Raw genomic sequence first — 18,358 nt, 5'->3', positions numbered from 1 at the left:
ACATGAAGCTGGCGGACGAAACCGCGATGCTCGATCTAGGCCGGCGAATCGCGGCCGATGTGCGGATCGGCGACGTGATCGCGCTGGAAGGCGGGTTGGGTGCCGGCAAGACGACCCTGGCGCGCGGCATCTTGGCGGCGCTGGGGCTGGAAGGAGAGGCGCCCAGTCCGAGCTTCGCCATCGTCCAGCCCTACGACCTGCCGGAGGTCCGGCTACCGGTCGCGCATGTCGATCTCTATCGGCTCGACGATCCGGCGGAGGCGCAGGAACTGGCGCTGGGCGATTATCTGATGGACAGCCTGCTGATCGTGGAATGGCCCGATCGGCTGGGGGAGGCGCTCTGGCCGCATAGTCTCCGCCTGCACATCGCAATCGAACCGGATGGCGCGCGACGCTTGACAGCGGACGTGCCGGAGGCTTGGACGAACCGATGGTCACAACTATGATCCCCCCGATTTCCGCGCCGGATTTTCTGGCCAAGGCTGGCTGGCCGGGCGCCGCGATCGTCCCGCTTGCTGGCGATGCCTCCTTCCGCCGCTATTTCCGCGTCGTCGATGGCGGGCGCCGCGCCGTCCTGATGGATGCGCCGCCTCCCCATGAAGACCCGCGCCCCTTCATCGCCATCGCGCGGCATCTGGTCGCGGACGGTTTCGCCGCGCCCCGGATATTGGCGGATGACCTTGACGAAGGCCTGGTGCTGATCGAGGATTTCGGCGACCATCGGCTGAAGGAACATATTGACGCGGCGCCTGCGGATGAACTGGCGGTCTATACCCGCGCTGTGGAACTGCTCGCTGCCTTGCATCGGCGTCCGCCCGCCGATCTCCCGCCTTATGACCGCGCCGTCTATCAGCGCGAAGTGGGCCTGCTGACCGAATGGTATTGCCCGGCCATCAACCTGGCCGTGGACGAGCAGGCCTATATCCGCGCCTGGAACGCGGTGCTGCCGATCGTGGAACAGTCGGCCAGCCCGGTCGTGACCGTGCTGCGGGACTATCATGCCGAAAATATCATGCTGATCGACCCGCCCGCCGCGCATGGCCTGGGCCTGCTGGACTTCCAGGACGCGCTGGCGGGCCACCCCGCCTATGACCTGGTGTCGCTGTTGCAGGATGCGCGGCGCGACGTCCCGCCCGAGGTGGAGGCCGCGATGCTCGCCCATTACAAGGCGCTCGCGTCGCCGCCCAATGATTTCGACGCGGCCTATGCCGTGCTCGGCGCGCAGCGCAACGCCAAGATCATCGGCATCTTCACGCGACTGTGGAAGCGGGACGGTAAGCCGCGCTACCTGTCCTACCTGCCACGGATGTGGGGCTTGCTGGAGCGCGATCTGGCGCATCCGGCGCTCGCTCCGGTGGCCGCCTGGTTCGACGCCAATATTCCGGCCGACCAGCGCCATGATGCGCTCCAGGAGTTTTCGCCCGCATGATCGAAACGGCGATGCTGATGGCGGCCGGTCTTGGCAAGCGGATGCGTCCGCTCACCGCCACCCGGCCCAAGCCGCTGGTGAAGGTCGCGGGCAAGGCGCTGATGGACCATGCGCTGGATCGGCTGGAGGCAGGCGGCATCCGCAAGGTGGTGGTCAACGTCCACTATCTCGCCGACACGGTCGAAGCCCATCTGCGCGCGCGCAAGGGGCCGATGGAGTTCGTGATTTCCGACGAGCGCGGCAAGCTGCTGGAGACGGGCGGCGGCCTGATGCAGGCCCGGCAGCTGCTGGGCGACCAGCCATTCCTATGCGCCAATAGCGACAATCTGTGGGTCGACGGTCCGCAGGAGACGCTGGGCATGATGCAGCGGCTCTGGAATCCGGAGCGGATGGACGCGTTGCTTCTGCTCATTCCGCTGGCCCGCGCCACCTGCCACATGGGACCCGGCGATTTCCACATGGACGCCAGCGGCCGACTCACCCGGCGCAAACCCGCCCACGTTGCGCCCTTCGTCTATACCGGGGTCCAGATCCTGTCCCCCGCCATATTGCGCGATCCGCCCGCTGACGCTTTCTCCACCAACATCTTCTGGAACCGCGCGATGGAGGCGGGCCGGCTTTACGGCGTCGCGCATCAGGGGCTGTGGTTCGACGTCGGCACGCCGCACGCCATTCCGGTGGTGGAGCAGATGCTCGCCCATGGGTGAGCGGAGCCGTCCCGCTCTTTATACCATCCCAGCGCATCGCGCCTTCGCCGATGCGCTGGTGACAGGCATATTGGCGCGTCATGGCGGTGACGTCCGCACCCTGGCGCAAGGGATGGTCCTGCTGTCCAGTAACCGCGCGGTCAGGGCGGTGCGCGACGCCTTCGTTCGGCAATCGGGCGGCGGCCTGTTGCTCCCTCGCCTTGTGACGATCGGCGATCCTGATCTGGGCGAACAGGTCGGCGGGGCGCTCGACCCGCTCGGCGAGGACGATCCCATTGCGCCCGCTATTGCGCCCGTCCGCCGCCAGATGATCCTCGCGCGCCTGGTGCAGGAGGTGAAGCCGGGCACCGATGCCGCGCTCGCCCTGCAACTGGGTCAGGCGCTCGGCAGCGTACTCGACCAGTTGCAGGTCGAGCAATTGCCCGTGGATGCGCTCCGAAATCTCGACCTGTCGGCCGAACTGTCCAGTCACTGGCAGGTGTCGCTCAACTTGTTCGAGATATTGTTGTCGCGCTGGCCAGCGGAACTTGCGCGACTGGGCTGCATCGACCTGGCCGAACGGCGAAACCGGCTGTTCGACCGGCTTGCTGCCCGCTGGCGAGAAGCGCCGCCCGCCGGCTTCGTGGTCGCGGCCGGCATTTCCACCACAGCGCCGGCGGTCGCCCGGTTGCTCCGCCGCGTCGCGGAGCTGCCCGATGGCATGGTGGTCTTTGCCGGGCTTGACCAGAATATGGACGAGACGGCCTGGGAAGCCATCGGCCCATTCGATCCGGACCCACTGACCGGCCGGTCACCGGCGCCGCATGAAACCCATCCGCAATATGCGCTCAAGCGCCTGCTGGATCGTATGGGCGTGACTCGCGACGATGTGGCGCAATGGCGATGGGGCAGCGAGCATGATGCGCGCGCCGTTCGCGGACGCAATATCTCCAACGCCATGCTGCCGCCGCGCCTGACGGGCCGCTGGCGCGATCTCAAGACGGCGGACCGGTCGCTGGCCGGCGTGGAGGCGCTGGAGGTCGCGGCCCCCGGCGAGGAAGCTCAGGCCATCGCCATCGCGCTGCGCGAGGCGGTGGAAACGCGTGAGCGCACGGCCGCGCTGGTGACGCCGGATCGCCAATTGGCGACCCGCGTGTCCGCCCATCTGCGGCGCTGGGGCATAGTGGCGGATGATTCCGCCGGCCAGCCCTTGTCGCGCCTGCCACCGGGAACCTTGCTGATCGCCATGGCGGAGGCCGTGGCGGAACGCTTCGCCCCCGTTGCGCTGCTGACGCTCCTCAAGCATCCGCTCGTGATGCGGGGCGATGCGCGGCTCGCCTGGCTGGAGGGGGTGCGTGGTCTTGACCTGCTGCTGCGCGGGCCGCGCCCACAGGCGGGGCTGGTCGGCATCGACCTCATGCTCGCGGCGCGCGGACCGGATGATCGCGACCGGCGACTGCGCGAAGCGGTGCGGGCCTGGTGGCCCGAGGCGCGCAGCCTGCTTGAACCGCTGGAGGAGGGCGCACGGATCGCCTCGGATCTTGCCGGGCAACTCGCGATGATCCGGACCCAGGCGAGCGCCCTGTCCGGCGACATGGTGTGGTCCGGGCATCAGGGTCATGCCGCAGCGGACATTCTGGCCGAGATGGAGGCTTTCGCTTCGGAAGGGCCGCGCCAGGCCGATATCCGCGCGCTTCCGCAATTGCTCGAACAGATGCTCGGCGGCGTCGCTGTCCGCCCCCCCCAGGGCGGCCATCCCCGCGTCGCGATCCTCGGCCTGATCGAGGCACAACTGGCCCAGGCCGATCTCATGATCCTCGGTGGCCTGAACGAAGGAACATGGCCGGGCCTGCCGGCGCCCGACCCCTGGCTTGCGCCGCGTTTGCGGCGGGAACTGGGCCTTCCCGGCCTGGAAAGCCGCATCGGCCTTGCGGCCCATGATTTCGCCAGCGCGCTTGGTGCGCCCAATGTGCTCATCACCCGCGCGCGGCGTGGCAGTGGCGGACCGGCGGTGGCCTCGCGCTTCTGGCTGCGGCTGAAGGCGATGGCGGGCGCGCAGTGGAAGACGGCGGACCGCTACGCCCTGCTGGCACGGGCGATCGACCGTCCAGGCAGCCACCGGCCCGAACGGCGCCCCGCGCCGGTGCCGCCCCTGGCGGTGCGGCCCAGGGTCATCCCCGTCACCGACGTCGACCGGCTGAAGGCCGATCCCTATGCTTTCTATGCCCGTCGCATCCTTCGCCTCGCGCGCCTGGATCCGGTCGATGCCGATGCCGGACCAGCCTGGCGCGGTACGGCCGTGCATGACATCCTTCAGCGCTGGGCAGAGGAAAAGAGGTTCGACCCGGCCGACCTGGAAGCGCGGGCGAGGGCCATGTTCGAACGGCCGGACGTGCATCCGCTGCTGCGCGCCCTCTGGCAGCCGCGCCTGATCGAGGCGATCCGCTGGATCGCCGCCGAAGTGGCGCGGGACAAGTCCGAAGGACGCACCATCGTTGCGGTCGAGCAGGAAGGCCGGGCCGAAGTTGCCGGGGTCACGTTGATGGGGAAGGCGGACCGTATCGATCGGCTGCCGGGCGGCCGCATCGGCATCATCGACTACAAGACCGGCAAGCCGCCCAGCGCGCGGCAGGTCAAGGCGGGCTTCGCGCTGCAACTCGGACTGCTTGGCGTCATCGCTGAACTGGGCGGCTTCGACGGTCTCGGACCGGCGCCCAGCGCCGGCGATTTCGAATATTGGTCGCTCGCCAAGAAGGGCGACCAGTTCGGCTATCGCGAAAGCCCGGTCGATCCGTTGGGCAAGCGCGACAAGATCGTCACGGACGCCTTCACCGCCCATGCCCATGAACAATTTGATGGGGTGGCGAGCGATTATCTGCTGGGATCGGCCCCGTTCCGCGCGGAGATCAACCCGGAAGTGGCCAATTATGGTGATTATGACCAGCTGATGCGGCTGGAGGAATGGTATGGTCGCGACGATGGCTGACCGGCCCCGCCCCTTGCAGCGTCTGCTCGGCGATCAGGCGCGCGCGGCCGCCCCCGCCGCCCATGTCTGGCTGTCGGCATCGGCCGGCACCGGCAAGACCCATGTGCTGACCGCGCGCGTGTTCCGCCTCCTGCTTCAAGGGGTGCGACCGGAAAATATCCTCTGCCTCACCTTCACAAAGGCGGGCGCGGCGGAAATGGCGGATCGCATCCATGACCGGCTGGCCGGGTGGGTCCAGATGGATGGTCCCGCCCTGGCCGCGGACCTGATGGCACTGGGCGAGGACCATGATCCGGCGATGCAGGACAAGGCGCGCCGGCTCTTTGCCGAGGTGCTGGAGTCGACCGGCGGCGGCCTGCGCATCCAGACCATTCATGGCTTCTGCCAGCAATTGCTCGCCGCCTTTCCGCTGGAGGCGGACCTTGCGCCCGGCTTCCGCCCCATGGACCAGCGCGAGCAGGCGAGCCTCGCCCGCGCGACGCTGGCCGATCTGTCCGTGCGGGCGCAGGAGCAGGGTGACGAACGCCTGATCGGCGCGCTCCAGGCGCTCAGTCTGCGGCTGGGAGAAGGCGGCGCCGAACGCTTCCTGCTACGCTGCGCGGGTTCGGGGGAGGCGCTGGAGACCCTGCCGGACTCCATCGCCCCCTGGCTGGCATCCGAACTCGGCCTTCCCGACGGCGACATAGATGAATGGCTCGGCGAACAATGTTCCGACGCCCTGTTCGACATGCGGACGCTCGATGGCATCGTCCGCGCCAATGTCGAATGGGGCAAGGGGCGGGGTCTGGAGCGGTGCGACCGGATCGCGGCCTGGCGGGCGCTCGATCCTGCGGCCAGGGCGGCCGGGCTTGCGGACCTGCATCGCGCCTGGGCGAAAGCCGATGGCGACCTGATCGATGCCAAGGGCTGGGTGCCGCCGGTCGACGGCTATCTGGAGATGGCGGCGCGGCTCCACGACCGATGCCGCGAGATGATCGCCGTCAAGCTGCGCGCGGACTATGCCGCGCTCCTGGCGCAGGCGCTCCATGCCGGACGGGCCTATGCGCGCGACTATGCGCAGGCCAAGGTGCTGGCAGGCGCGGTCGATTTCGACGACCTGATCGCCCGCACCGCACGCCTGCTGGAACAGGACGGCATCGCCGAGTGGATCCGCTACAAGCTGGACCAGCGCATCGACCATATATTGGTGGACGAGGCGCAGGATACCAACGCCGCGCAATGGCGGATCGTCCGCACATTGGCGGAGGAATTTTTCGCTAATGAATGGGAAGCGGGCCAAAAGGTCCGCACCATCTTCACCGTTGGCGACTTCAAGCAGGCGATCTTCGGCTTTCAGGGCACCAGTCCGGCCAATTTTGCCGCCGCGCAGATCCTGTTCCAGCATGATGCCGTCAGCTCCGGGCATGATTTCTTCAACCTCTCGCTGGACCAGAGCTTCCGGTCTACGCCGGCGGTCCTGGACGTGGTGGATCGCACCATCGCCACGCTCCGCGCCGAACGGCTGGGGTTGGAGCCGGGGGACGTGCGGCACATCAGCGCGAACCGCCATCCCGGCGAAGTGCTGCTGTGGAAGCCCGTGGTCGCCAACCTGTCCGAGGAGGCGGAAGGCGAGGAAGACTGGGTCGCCGATCAGGAGCGCGTCCTCGCCGCCCGGATCGCCGGCCAGATCCGGCAATGGATCGACGATGGCCTGATGCTCGAAAGCCGGGGACGGCCCGTGCGGGCGGGCGACATCATGATCCTGGTCCGGCGCCGCAGCGAACTGGCGCGCCTGATCGTCGCGCGCCTCTATGAGGAACAGGTCGCGGTCGCCGGCATCGACCGCCTCCGCCTCAACGCGCCGCTGGCCGTGCGCGATCTGCTCGCGGCGCTTCGTTTCGCGGTGCAGCCGGACGATGAACTGAACCTCGCCTCGCTCCTGGTGTCGCCGCTCATCGGATGGAGCCAGGACGAACTGATGGAGCGGCTGATCGGCCGCAGGGTTCCGCTGTGGCGGCATCTCAACCAGACATTGTCGGATGCGCAGCTCGCGCCGTTGCGCGGCCTGCTCGCCGCCGCCGACTTCACGACACCCTATCGCTATCTCGAGGCGATATTGTCGGGCCCGATCGACGGCCGCCGGCGCCTGGTGGAACGGCTGGGGATTGAGGCTGCGGACCCTATCGAGGAATTGCTGAACGCCGCGCTGGCCTTCGAAGGGGAGGCGCATCCCTCGCTCCAGCGGTTCATCGACTGGTTCGACCGGGGCGAGGTGGAGATCGTCCGCGATGCCGCAGGGCAGGGCGACATGCTGCGACTGCTGACGGTGCATGGCGCCAAGGGGCTACAGGCGCCTATCGTCATTCTCGCGGATGCGTGCATGGACCCGGATGCCGGCCAGCGCGCCGATTCGCTCGAATGGAACGGCCTTCCGATAATCGCGCCACGCAAAGGCGAGCGGCAGGGGCCGATCGGCGATGTCGCCGAACAGGCCGCGGCGGAGGAGCGTCGCGAACATTGGCGGCTGCTCTATGTCGCGCTCACCCGGGCGGAAGAAAAGCTGGTCGTCGCGGGCGCGCTGGGACCGCGCGCCAAGGGGGAGGTCAAGCCCGAAAGCTGGTTCGCGGCGGTGGAGGCCGCCCTGGTTTCGCTCGGCGCCGAATGGGAGGCGGACCCGCTGTGGGGCGCCACCCGGCGCTGGCGGGGGACAGAGGCATTGCCCGCGCGCAAGGCGGAGCGCGAATCGGGCGAGGCGCCGCCGGTCATCCAGGAACCGGCATGGCTGCACGCACCCGCGCCGGTCGAGGCCCGCCCGCCCCGGCCACTCGCGCCTTCCGCCGCGGTCGAGGACGACGTGCCCTATCCGCCGCCGTCTCCCGCCATGCGCGCGGCGGCCGAGCGAGGCCGCTGGCTCCATCGCCTGTTCGAGCGCCTGCCCGACCTGCCGGCCGACCGTCGTCGGGATGCCGCCGACCGCTGGCTGGCGCAGCAGGGTGCAGGAGACGCCGCCGTCCGCCGCGATGTCATGGACCAGGCCCTGCGCGTGATCGAGGCTCCCGCCTTCGCCGACCTGTTCGCCCCGGATGCGCTGGCCGAAGCGCCGATCGCCGCCGTGGTGGGGGAGGCCGTGATCGCCGGAACGGTGGACCGGCTGCACATTGGCGACGATCATGTCCAGCTGGTGGATTTCAAGACCGGCCGCATCGTCCCGCAATCACCCGATGACGCGCCGCTCGCGCATGTGCGGCAGATGGCTGCCTATGTCGCCGCGCTCGAAGTCATCTTTCCGGGTCGGACGATCAAGGCCGGGCTTCTCTACACCAGCGGCCCGCACCTGCTGACCCTGCCCCCCGACCTGCTCGCGCGCCACAAGCCGGGCTTTGTCCCCGCGCAGGAGAATTTGCCGCTCTGGCCGGTTGAGCCGGACACACGCGCATCCTAGATATCGCCCAACCAAAGGAGTTTCCGATATGGCCACAAAGGCAGTTACCGACGTCAGCTTCAAGGCGGACGTGATCGATTCCGATAAGCCCGTGCTCGTCGATTTCTGGGCCGAATGGTGCGGTCCGTGCAAGATGATCGGCCCGGCCCTGGAGGAAATCTCTGAGGAACTGGCGGACAAGGTCACGATCGCCAAGATCAACATCGACGAAAATCCCGACGCGCCCGGTCAGTATGGCGTTCGCGGCATCCCGACGATGATCCTGTTCAAGAATGGCGAAGTCAGCGCGACCAAGGTCGGCGCCGCGCCCAAGAGTGCGCTCAAGGGCTGGATCGAAAGCGTCCTGTAATCAGGTCAGGCCGGCGACTGGCCTATGTCAGCGGGATCATCACCGACCAGGCATAGGCCGGCCGCTCGCGCAGCCGGTCATACCAGGCGCGCACATGCGGCACGTCGGGCCGCTCGATAGCCAATGTGAACCAGGTGTGGGCGTAAACACCCATTGGCACATCCGCGACACCGAAATGGACACCTGAAAGCCATGGCTGGGCGGCCAGCGCTTGGTCGAGGACCAGCATCGCCGCGCCCGTCGCTTGGGCCGACTTCGCGATCAACTGTCCATTTCGCTGTCCATCGGGCGTCCGCACCAGTTGCAGGAAGGCGTCCCGCTGTGCATCGGCGAAGGCGAACTGCCAGTCCATCCACTTGTCCCCTTGCGCCCTTTCGACCGGATCGGCCGGCCATAGCGCAGGGGCGTGGCGCGCCGCCAGATAGCGCAGGATGGCGTTGGATTCCCACAGGGTCAGGTCGCCATCCTCGATTGTCGGGATCAGCGCATTGGGGTTCCTGGCGAGATAGGTCGCGTCCATGCCGAACGCGCCGCCCACGTCATGGCGGACATGGGGCAGGCCGATCTCGTCCGCGAACCAGACGACCTTCTTCACATTGTGCGAATTCAGCCGTCCCCAGATGGTCAGCATTCCCGATCCCTCTATCCGAACAATATCGACGCCGCCCGGTCCCACAGGCGGGGCGAGGACGCGCCCATCAGCCCGCGGCGCAGATCACCCACGACATAGGGCGTTCCGTCGATCCGCTGGCAACAGCCGCCCGCTTCATTGACGAACAGGGTGCCCGCCGCATGATCCCAGGGCAAGGTCCGCGCGAACACCGACACGTCATTCTGCCCCAGCACCAGCCGGGGATATTGTTCGGCGGCGCAGCGGGGAATATCCACCAGCGTGAAGCTGGCCTGCGAACGGCGCTGGATGTCGGTCCGCTCCTCGGGCGACATGAAATAGACCGCCAGTGCCGCGATCGGTATGTCGCCGCCGCTCTCCCGCGCCTGGACATGTTCGCCGTCGATATGGCTGCCGCCGCCCAGCATCGCATGGCACAGGCGGCCGGTCAGCGGGTCCAATATCCATCCGGCCAGCGTCGTCCCGCCATCGGCCAGCGACACCATGATGCCGAAGGGCGGTTGGCCCGCCGCGAAATTGCCGGTTCCGTCGATCGGGTCGATGATCCAGTTCAACCCTTCGCCCGCCCGTTCCAATATGGCGGGGTCGGCGGCGCAGGCTTCCTCGCCGATGATGCCCGCTTCCGGCAGGATATCCGACAGCCCCTCCGCGAGCCGCAACTCGCTTTCCCGGTCGGCGACGGTGACGAAATCGTCGGCCGCCTTCTCGCTGATCTCATGAGCGGCGAGATTGCGGTAGCGCGGCATCACGATGTCGCGCCCCACTTCGCGCATCAGCGCGACGACCGGTTCATGCAGTTCGAACAGCATCCGCCGCGCCTTCCTAGCTGCGATAGTCGGCGTTGATGGAGATGTAACCATGGGTCAGGTCGCAGGTCCAGATGGTCGCGCGTCCTTCGCCCAGGCCCAGCTCGACGCCGATGACGATGTCCTGTCCTTTCAGGTGCGCCGCGACGGGTGCCTCGTCATAGCCTTCTACTGCCAGGCCGCCGGTCGCGACCTGCGTGCTGCCGAACCGGATCGACAGCTTGTCGCGATCCGCCGGCTCGCCCGCCTTGCCGATGGCGGCGACCACGCGGCCCCAATTGGCATCCTCGCCCGCGATCGCGGTCTTGACCAGCGGCGAATTGGCGATCGACAGGCCGATGCGGTGCGCGCTCTCGTCGCTGACCGCGCCGTCCACGCTGATCTCCACGAACTTGGTGGCCCCTTCGCCGTCGCGCACCACCAGATGGGCGAGATGGCGGCAAAGATCGCTCAGCGCCGCGTGAAAGGCGTCAGCGCCCGCATCGTCCATGTCGGTCAGCGGCGCATTGCCCGCCTTGCCGGTCGCGAAGGCCAGGACGGTGTCGCTGGTGGAGGTGTCGCTGTCCACGGTGATGCAGGAGAATGTGCGTTTGTTGGCCGTCGACAGCATCTGCTGGAGCAAAGCGGGGTCGATCGCCGCGTCAGTGAAGATATAGCCCAGCATCGTTGCCATGTCGGGCGCGATCATGCCGGACCCCTTGATGATGCCGACCAGTTCGACCCGCGTGTCGCCGATCATGGCGGAGGCCGATGCTCCCTTCGGATAGGTGTCGGTGGTGCCGATGGTGGTGGCGGCCTCTTCCCAGCCGCAGGGCGCGGCGGTGAACGCGGCGTCCAGGCCCGCTTCGGCCTTGTCGACCGGCAAGGGCACGCCGATCACCCCGGTCGAGGAGATGAACACGTCCGACGGCTGGCAGGACAGGTGATTGGCGACCTTCGCCGCGATCGCCTCCACCGCCGCGCGGCCGCGATGGCCGGTAAAGGCGTTGGCGTTCCCCGCATTCACCACCAGAGCCCGCGCGGCGCCGAGAGGAATGGCGTCACGGCACCATTCGACTTCGGGCGAGGGGCATTTGCTCTGGGTCGTGACCCCCGCGACGGCGGTGCCGGCGTCCAGTTCGACATAGGTCAGGTCGCAGCGCTCCCACGCCTTGTACCCCGCGCGGGCGACGCGCAGCGTGACGCCGCCGATGGCGGGAAGGGACGGAAAGGCGGCTGGAGCGAGAGGCGATTTTTCCATGCCGCCGCCATAAGATGAGCCGCCGCCGATTGCCAGCCTTGCTGCACGGCTTCGGTCGAAAATGACGCATAGCTGCTTGTGTTCATCACGACGCCGGAGGCATAAGGCGCCATCATCACGAGTGCAGCTTTCCATGACAGTCACCGGCAATCGCCGCTTCGCCTTCTACGCCAAACGCTATTCCCGAAAGAAGGCCAGTATTCGGTTGCGCGTGCTGGAGCCGATGGCCGTGCTGCGCGAGGCGGGCGTGGATGTGCGCCGCTATCCCAAGCTGACGGGACCGAAAGGTCTCGACGCCGTCATCATCTCCAAGGCGTTCGGACGGGGCGCGGTCAAGGCGACGAAGGCCGCGCAAAAGGCCGGTTGCAGGCTGATATTCGACATTTGCGACAATCGCTTCGCCAATAACCGGGTGAAGGGATCGGCGCACCATGGACAGCGCACCAGCAGCCTTCTCGCTCAGGCGGACCTGGTCACGGTACCGACCAAGATGATGGGGCAGTTGCTCGTCGCCTCGACCCCGGAGATAGAGGGGCGCATCCGGGTCATTCCCGATATGCTTGAGGACATCTCCACCCTGTCGACACGGCGCCTGTCGATCACGGAACGGTACCATCTCGTGCGCCTGCAATCCTTTCTGGCGAGCCACCCTCAGGCTCTCCATATCGTCTGGTTCGGCAACAACATGGCGGGCATCGCCGGGGTCGGCCAACTGGACGATGCGGTCGCCCAGTTGCGCCAGTTCGCTGCCACGCATCCGGTTACGCTGACCATCATCAACAACAAGCCGGCCGTCTACCGCCAGGCGTCGGCCGGATGGGGGATTCCCAGCTTCTACATGCCCTGGTCGCTGGTGAGCTTTCCCGCGGCGCTCAAGCTGCATCGCGTGGCGATCGTACCGGTATCCCGCAATGATTATACTCTGGGCAAATCGATCAATCGCCCTGCGACCGCCATTCTGGCGGGGCTTGGGGTCATCGCGGATTCGATCGAATCCTACGAGGAGTTGAGGCCCTACATCGCCCTGGACGACTGGCAGGACGGACTTTCCCGCTACGCGTTCGATTGGGAAGGGGAGCAGGCCAGGCTGTTGCGGGCGCGGGAATATCTGGATCGGAATTACGGCCGACAGCGCATCGCCGCGCGATGGCTCGAGATTCTTGACGAACTCGCGCCTCGATCGGCAGATGATTAATTGCACTGTACGTCATTTCCGCGCCCGGAAGGACGGCGCTGAATTGACGTTCGGGCGACCGATCCCTATTTGCCGCACAATTGTTCATCGGCGTCGGCGCTTACGCCTTCAGTCTTTTTCGCTCAGGGAGAGCTCATGTTCGGCGCACTCGCCAAGTCCATCTTCGGATCGTCCAACGAACGTTATGTGAAGTCGCTGGGCAAGATCGTCGACAAGATCGCCTCGTTCGAACCTGCGGTCCAGGCGCTGAGCGACGAGGATCTGGCGGCTCAGACGGCGCGATTCCGCGAACGGCTGGCTGCCGGCGAGACGCTCGACGACCTGCTGCCGGAGGCCTTCGCCACGGTCCGCGAAGCGTCCGTCCGCGTTCTGGGAATGCGGCATTTCGACGTGCAGATGGTGGGTGGCATCGTGCTGCATCGCGGCGAGATTGCCGAAATGCGCACTGGTGAGGGCAAGACCCTGGTCGCGACGCTCGCCACCTATCTCAATGCGCTGGAGGGGAAGGGCGTTCACGTCGTCACCGTGAACGACTATCTCGCTACCCGCGACTGCGAATGGATGGGTCAGGTCTATCGCTTCCTCGGCCTCACCACCGGCGTCATCGTGCCGAACATCAGCGAGGACCAGCGGCGCGAGGCCTATGCGGCCGACATCACCTACGCGACGAACAACGAACTCGGCTTCGACTATCTGCGCGACAATATGAAATATGACCGCGGCTCGATGGTCCAGCGGCCGTTCAATTACGCGATCGTCGATGAGGTGGACTCGATCCTGATCGACGAGGCGCGCACGCCGCTCATCATCTCCGGCCCGACCGACGACAAGTCGGAACTCTATGTCGCGGTCGATGCGATCGTGAAGCAGATCACCGAATCCGACTATGAGAAGGACGAGAAGCAGCGCAGCGTCACGCTGACCGAGGACGGCACCGAGAAGATCGAGCGGCTGCTGGAGCAGGCGGGCCTGCTTCAGGGCGCGAACCTCTATGATTTCGAGAATACCGCCGTCGTCCACCATGTGAACCAGGCGCTACGCGCGAACGTGATGTTCCGCCGCGACATCGACTATATCGTCAAGGACGGCAAGGTCGTCATCATCGACGAGTTTACCGGCCGCATGATGGACGGCCGTCGCTGGTCGGACGGTCTGCACCAGGCGGTGGAGGCCAAGGAAGCGGTGAATATCGAGCCGGAAAATCAGACGCTCGCCTCGATCACCTTCCAGAATTATTTCCGCATGTACCCCAAGCTGGGCGGCATGACCGGCACGGCCGCGACCGAGGCGACCGAATTCTACGAAATCTACAAGATGAACGTCGTCACCATCCCGACCAACCGGCCGGTGCAGCGCGTCGACGAGGAAGACAGTTTCTACAAGAATCTGGAAGACAAGTTCCGCGGGATCGCGCGGACCATCAAGGAGCATCAGCTCAAGGGGCAGCCGGTGCTGGTCGGCACGGTGTCGATCGAGAAATCGGAAATGCTGTCCGAATTCCTCAACCAGGAAGGCGTCAAGCACGCGGTCCTCAACGCCCGCTTCCATGAGAGCGAGGCGCATATCGTGGCGCAGGCGGGCCGCAAGGGCGCGGTTACGATCGCCACCAACATGGCCGGGCGCGGCACCGACATCAAGCTGGGCGGCAATCTGGAGATGCGGGTCGAGGACGAACTGCGCGACATGCCCGAAGGGCCGGAGCGCGAAGCGGCCATCGCCCGGATCGAGGCCGAGATCGAGGCGGAGAAGCAGGAAGTGCTGGCCGCCGGCGGCCTGTTCGTGCTGGCGACCGAGCGGCATGAAAGCCGCCGCATCGACAATCAGCTGCGCGGCCGTTCGGGCCGTCAGGGCGACCCCGGCCTGTCGCGCTTCTATCTGAGCCTCGACGACGACCTGATGCGTATCTTCGGCCCGGACACGATGTTCGCGAAGATGATCCGCTCCAATCTGGAGGATGGCGAGGCGCTGCCGCCGTCCAAATGGCTCAGCAAGGCCATCGAGACCGCGCAGAAGAAGGTCGAGGCGCGCAACTACGACATTCGCAAGCAGGTCGTCGAATATGACGATGTGATGAACGACCAGCGCAAGGTCATCTACGAACAGCGCAGCGACATCATGGATGCCGACACGGTGGACGATGTCGTCGCCGACATGCGGCATGAAACGGTCAACGATCTGGTCGGTGCATCCTGCCCGCCGGGCACCTATCCCGAACAATGGGATATGGAGCGTCTCAAGGTCCGTACTGCGGAAATCCTGGGCCTGGAACCTGATTTTGATGCCTGGCTGGCCGAGGATGCCGTCGATCCCGAAATGATCGAGGAACGCCTGGTCGCCCTGGCCGACGAAGCCGTGGCCGAGAAGGTCAAGGAGATCGACGCGGCCGACTGGCACATGATCGAGAAGTCGATCCTGCTTCAGAGCCTGGACCATCACTGGAAGGAGCATCTGGCGACGCTGGACGCGCTGCGCCAGGTCGTCCATCTGCGCGCCTATGCTCAGAAGACGCCGATCAACGAATATAAGCAGGAAGCCTTCGCCCTGTTCGAGCGGATGCTGGAAAATATCCGCGAGGATGTGACCGGGTCGATCGCGCGGGTGCAGTTCCGGATGGAGCAGCCGCCGATCCAGGATTATGGCCTGCCGGTGCTGCCCGATTTCATCACCACGCACATCGATCCGTTTTCGGGCGAGGACAACAGCGCCGATATCGATGCTGGGCAGCTGGGCGGCATCACGACGACGATCCCGCGTGCGGCGCTCGCCCCGGCATCGCCAGGCGAGTTCGCCAATCTCGACATCAGCCGCAACGCGCCCTGTCCGTGCGGATCGGGCCAGAAATACAAGCATTGCCACGGTGCGCTGGCCTGATCCGACATGGGCGGCCGATGTCCGCCCAAGGCCGTCTTAACCATCGCGCTTAGGAATTTCGCAAGACAAGGCGGCGAGGCTGCATTCGTCCCGGGGGGGTAACCGGGAGATGGCGATGGACAGCATCATTTATCGCGCGCGCGCCGAACGACGGCGAGAAAAGCGCTTCGCCGCCGATGTCGAAGCAATACTCAGTTGGAGCGGCCTGTCCGAGCCGGTAGAGATCCGCAATATCTCGATCTACGGCGCACTGCTGGCGGGCGCGTGGCTGCCCCCGGTGGGCGAGCGCGTGACGCTGATCGCCGTCCATCTGGAGGTGTGCGGCACGGTGATCTGGAACGGGCCGGACCGATGCGGCATATTGCTGAGCCGGGCCGTCGATCCCGTGGCCATTATCGGAGAATCGGGCGCGCGGGCAACGGCGTCCGCTCCCATCACCCTCCGCCAGGTCGCGCCCGGCAGTTACGCCTGATGCAGATGAGCTGCCAGAGCGCAGGGTGGCGGACAGGGTGGGATTCGAACCCACGGTGAGCGTAAACCCACGGCGGTTTTCAAGACCGCTGCCTTAAACCACTCGGCCACCTGTCCGTTGCCCGCTTCCTAACGTGCCGAGCGGACTTGCCAAGCGCAAAATCACGCGATGCACGGTTCATCGCCTTCTCCGCCATCGATCCCGATAAGGGGTTTCCCGTCTCGCACCGGCTGTGCAACAACGGGGTCATGAGAGATTCTGTGCGCTCATCCGCTCTGGCGCTGCTTCTGGGGCTGGCCACCGTTACCGCTACGGTTGCTCCCGTGCCTGCCTTGGCGCAGGACAATGCGTCCTTCCAGGCCTATCTGGAAAGCCTGCGTCCGAAGGCGCGGGCCATGGGCATAGGCGACGGAACGCTGAACAGCGTCTTTCCCGGCCTGACCCCCAATGCGCGCGTAATCCAGCTTGACCAGAGCCAGCCCGGGGGCGGCGCCTATTCGCCGATCCCCAATTTCGAGCCTTATCGCCGCCAGCATGTCGACGCGGCGCGGATCACTCGTGGCCGCACCGCCTATCGGGCCAATCGCGGCCGACTGGCGCGGATCGAGGCGGAAACCGGCGTTCCGGAAGAGATCATGGTCGCGATCTACGGCCATGAAACCAATTATGGTTCCTACACGGGCGATTTCGACCTGATCCGGTCGCTGGCGACGCTGTCATGGGAAGGGCGGCGGCGAGCGCTGTTCGAGCCGGAACTGCTGGCGACGCTCAAGATGCTGGACAATGGCGTGCCGCGCAGCCGGCTGGTCGGCAGCTGGGCCGGCGCAACCGGCTATCCGCAATTCCTTCCCAGCGTCTATCTGCGCCTGGCCAAGGATGGCGATGGCGACGGCAAGGCTGACATCTGGACCAGCGAGGCCGATGCGCTCGCCTCGATCGCCAATTATTTCGTCCAATCCGGATGGCGTCGCGGCCAGCCCTGGGGCGTGGCCGTATCGGTTCCCGCCGGCTTGAACCGCGCGGCCATCGCGGCGCGGACCACGCCGCCCCGCTGCCCCCGCGTGTTCAACCGGCATAGTCGCTGGCTGACCATAGCGGAATGGCGCAAGCTGGGGCTGGCGCCGGCGAACGGCATTTGGCCCGCGGACAGCATGTTGGCCACGCTGCTGGAGCCGGACGGGCCGGGTCAGACCGCCTATCTGCTGACCAGCAATTATCGCGTGATCCTCGATTATAATTGTTCCAATTTCTATGCCTTGTCGGTGGGATTGCTGGCGGATGCGGTCAAACAATAGCGGGCGCGCGGCAGCCGCCTTGATGCTGGCAATGGCTTGTAGCGCGCTGGCGGCGCAGCCGAAAAAGACCGTAACGCCGCCGTCAGGCCGGATGGTCGCGGATGCGCCGGTCCTGCTGGGCGAGCCCTATGTCGTTGCCGGTACGACCTACACGCCGGCCGATCCGGTCCATTATGACGAAGTCGGCTATGCCGGCATCTCGGACAGCGGCAGCCTGGGGAAGGCGACGGCCAATGGCGAAGCCTTCGTGTCTTCAGCGGTCGGTGCCGCGCACAAGACCTTGCCCCTGCCCAGCTATGTCGAGGTGACGGCGCTCGACAGCGGCAGGACGATATTGGTGCGTGTCAATGATCGGGGACCGATGCGTGGCGACCAGGTGATCGCCCTGTCATCCGGCGCCGCAGCGCAACTCGGCGTCGGTGATGGGCCATTCCCCGTGCGCGTGCGGCGGGTCAATCCGCCCGAACAGGAGCGCGCTGCGCTCCGCGCCCACGGCCGCGCCGCCGACCGGCTGGAAACGCCGCCTGCCTTGCTCAAGGCGCTCAGGAGCAAACTTTCCGCTAGGCCGGTAGCCCCGCCGTCACCACCTCAGCCCCCGATCGCCTCAGCGGCGGCCTCGGCGCCCCGGCCGGGCGCTGATTTCGACAAGCCGACGCCGCGCCTTCCGCTGAAATCCCCTCTGGCGGCCCCGGCGGCCAGGCCCGCCGCACCCACGGTGGCAACCCTGGCGGGCAAGGGCGGCTATGTCGTGCAGGTCGGCGCCTTTTCATCGCAGGAACGGGCCGAAACGCTCGCGAGTAGCATGGGCGCCAGGGCCGAACGGGCCGGAAGCTTGTGGCGCGTGCGCTTCGGCCCCTATCCGACGCGCCAGGCCGCGCAGGCCGGCCTGCGCACGGCAACCGCCAAGGGCTTTGAGAATGTCCGCATCATGGCTAATGACGCGCGATAGGCATCGCGCATCGAAGCGATTCCATCTT

At 66.4% G+C, this 18,358-nt stretch carries 14 protein-coding genes and 1 tRNA gene; 11 read left to right on the top strand and 4 right to left on the bottom strand.

Features of this window, described 5'->3' with window-relative positions; all coding sequences use genetic code 11:
* The first annotated feature begins 2 nt into the window (after nt 1–2).
* The 6 genes from tsaE to trxA are packed head-to-tail and all read left to right on the top strand — an operon-like array spanning nt 3 to nt 8,871.
* Complete coding sequence (gene tsaE / locus A7Q26_RS11270; protein ID WP_443018158.1) at nt 3–446, top strand: tRNA (adenosine(37)-N6)-threonylcarbamoyltransferase complex ATPase subunit type 1 TsaE; 444 nt, start codon at nt 3–5, stop codon at nt 444–446.
* Nucleotides 443–1,429, top strand: coding sequence for an aminoglycoside phosphotransferase family protein (locus tag A7Q26_RS11265; RefSeq protein ID WP_066859445.1), 987 nt, complete (start codon nt 443–445; stop codon nt 1,427–1,429). Before tsaE ends, A7Q26_RS11265 begins: the two co-directional genes overlap by 4 nt.
* A complete protein-coding gene (locus A7Q26_RS11260; RefSeq protein WP_066859444.1) occupies nt 1,426–2,136 on the top strand; it encodes a nucleotidyltransferase family protein in 711 nt (236 codons plus the stop codon). Before A7Q26_RS11265 ends, A7Q26_RS11260 begins: the two co-directional genes overlap by 4 nt.
* Nucleotides 2,129–5,101 carry a double-strand break repair protein AddB gene (gene addB, locus A7Q26_RS11255; RefSeq protein WP_066859443.1) on the top strand — a complete coding sequence of 991 codons (2,973 nt, stop codon included), beginning with the start codon at nt 2,129–2,131 and terminating at the stop codon, nt 5,099–5,101. The genes A7Q26_RS11260 and addB overlap by 8 nt, the downstream gene beginning before the upstream one ends.
* Nucleotides 5,082–8,522: a double-strand break repair helicase AddA gene (gene addA / locus A7Q26_RS11250; protein WP_066859442.1), complete on the top strand. Its 3,441-nt coding sequence runs from the start codon at nt 5,082–5,084 to the stop codon at nt 8,520–8,522. The genes addB and addA overlap by 20 nt, the downstream gene beginning before the upstream one ends.
* 28 nt (nt 8,523–8,550) lie before the next feature.
* Nucleotides 8,551–8,871 carry a thioredoxin TrxA gene (gene trxA / locus A7Q26_RS11245; RefSeq protein WP_066859441.1) on the top strand — a complete coding sequence of 107 codons (321 nt, stop codon included), beginning with the start codon at nt 8,551–8,553 and terminating at the stop codon, nt 8,869–8,871.
* Nucleotides 8,872–8,893: 22 nt separating this feature from the next.
* Here the strand turns inward: trxA and A7Q26_RS11240 are convergent, their stop codons facing one another.
* Genes A7Q26_RS11240 through argJ form a run of 3 tightly spaced genes read right to left on the bottom strand, consistent with a single transcriptional unit; the run spans nt 8,894 to nt 11,548 of the window.
* Nucleotides 8,894–9,502 (bottom strand): glutathione S-transferase family protein, encoded by a 609-nt coding sequence (locus tag A7Q26_RS11240; protein ID WP_066859440.1) that lies wholly within the window; start codon nt 9,500–9,502, stop codon nt 8,894–8,896.
* Between the two features lie 11 nt (nt 9,503–9,513).
* Entirely contained in the window at nt 9,514–10,311 is a 798-nt protein-coding gene (locus tag A7Q26_RS11235) for an inositol monophosphatase family protein (protein ID WP_066859439.1), read from the bottom strand.
* A 13-nt stretch (nt 10,312–10,324) separates the two neighbouring features.
* Nucleotides 10,325–11,548 carry a bifunctional glutamate N-acetyltransferase/amino-acid acetyltransferase ArgJ gene (gene argJ / locus A7Q26_RS11230; RefSeq protein ID WP_066859438.1) on the bottom strand — a complete coding sequence of 408 codons (1,224 nt, stop codon included), beginning with the start codon at nt 11,546–11,548 and terminating at the stop codon, nt 10,325–10,327.
* A gap of 133 nt (nt 11,549–11,681) precedes the next feature.
* On the opposite strand from argJ, the gene A7Q26_RS11225 reads away from it, so the two are divergent.
* The 3 genes from A7Q26_RS11225 to A7Q26_RS11215 all read left to right on the top strand — a co-directional run bounded on the left by A7Q26_RS11225 (nt 11,682) and on the right by A7Q26_RS11215 (nt 16,086).
* Complete coding sequence (locus A7Q26_RS11225; protein ID WP_066859437.1) at nt 11,682–12,743, top strand: hypothetical protein; 1,062 nt, start codon at nt 11,682–11,684, stop codon at nt 12,741–12,743.
* Between the two features lie 135 nt (nt 12,744–12,878).
* Complete coding sequence (gene secA / locus A7Q26_RS11220; protein ID WP_066859436.1) at nt 12,879–15,614, top strand: preprotein translocase subunit SecA; 2,736 nt, start codon at nt 12,879–12,881, stop codon at nt 15,612–15,614.
* Nucleotides 15,615–15,729: 115 nt separating this feature from the next.
* Nucleotides 15,730–16,086 (top strand): PilZ domain-containing protein, encoded by a 357-nt coding sequence (locus A7Q26_RS11215; protein WP_066859435.1) that lies wholly within the window; start codon nt 15,730–15,732, stop codon nt 16,084–16,086.
* Nucleotides 16,087–16,112: 26 nt separating this feature from the next.
* Here A7Q26_RS11215 and A7Q26_RS11210 read toward each other — a convergent pair.
* A tRNA-Ser gene (locus A7Q26_RS11210) sits at nt 16,113–16,202 on the bottom strand.
* Nucleotides 16,203–16,334: 132 nt separating this feature from the next.
* On the opposite strand from A7Q26_RS11210, the gene A7Q26_RS11205 reads away from it, so the two are divergent.
* Complete coding sequence (locus A7Q26_RS11205) at nt 16,335–17,381, top strand: lytic murein transglycosylase (protein ID WP_066859434.1); 1,047 nt, start codon at nt 16,335–16,337, stop codon at nt 17,379–17,381.
* Entirely contained in the window at nt 17,365–18,330 is a 966-nt protein-coding gene (locus A7Q26_RS11200; RefSeq protein WP_066859433.1) for a septal ring lytic transglycosylase RlpA family protein, read from the top strand. Before A7Q26_RS11205 ends, A7Q26_RS11200 begins: the two co-directional genes overlap by 17 nt.
* Nucleotides 18,331–18,358: the final 28 nt, after the last annotated feature.

The sequence above is a fragment of the Sphingobium sp. TCM1 genome, assembly GCF_001650725.1.
Taxonomy (GTDB): Bacteria; Pseudomonadota; Alphaproteobacteria; order Sphingomonadales; family Sphingomonadaceae; genus Sphingobium.
The sequence above is the reverse complement of the archived record's forward strand: the minus strand, read 5'-3'. Positions and strand labels throughout refer to the sequence as shown.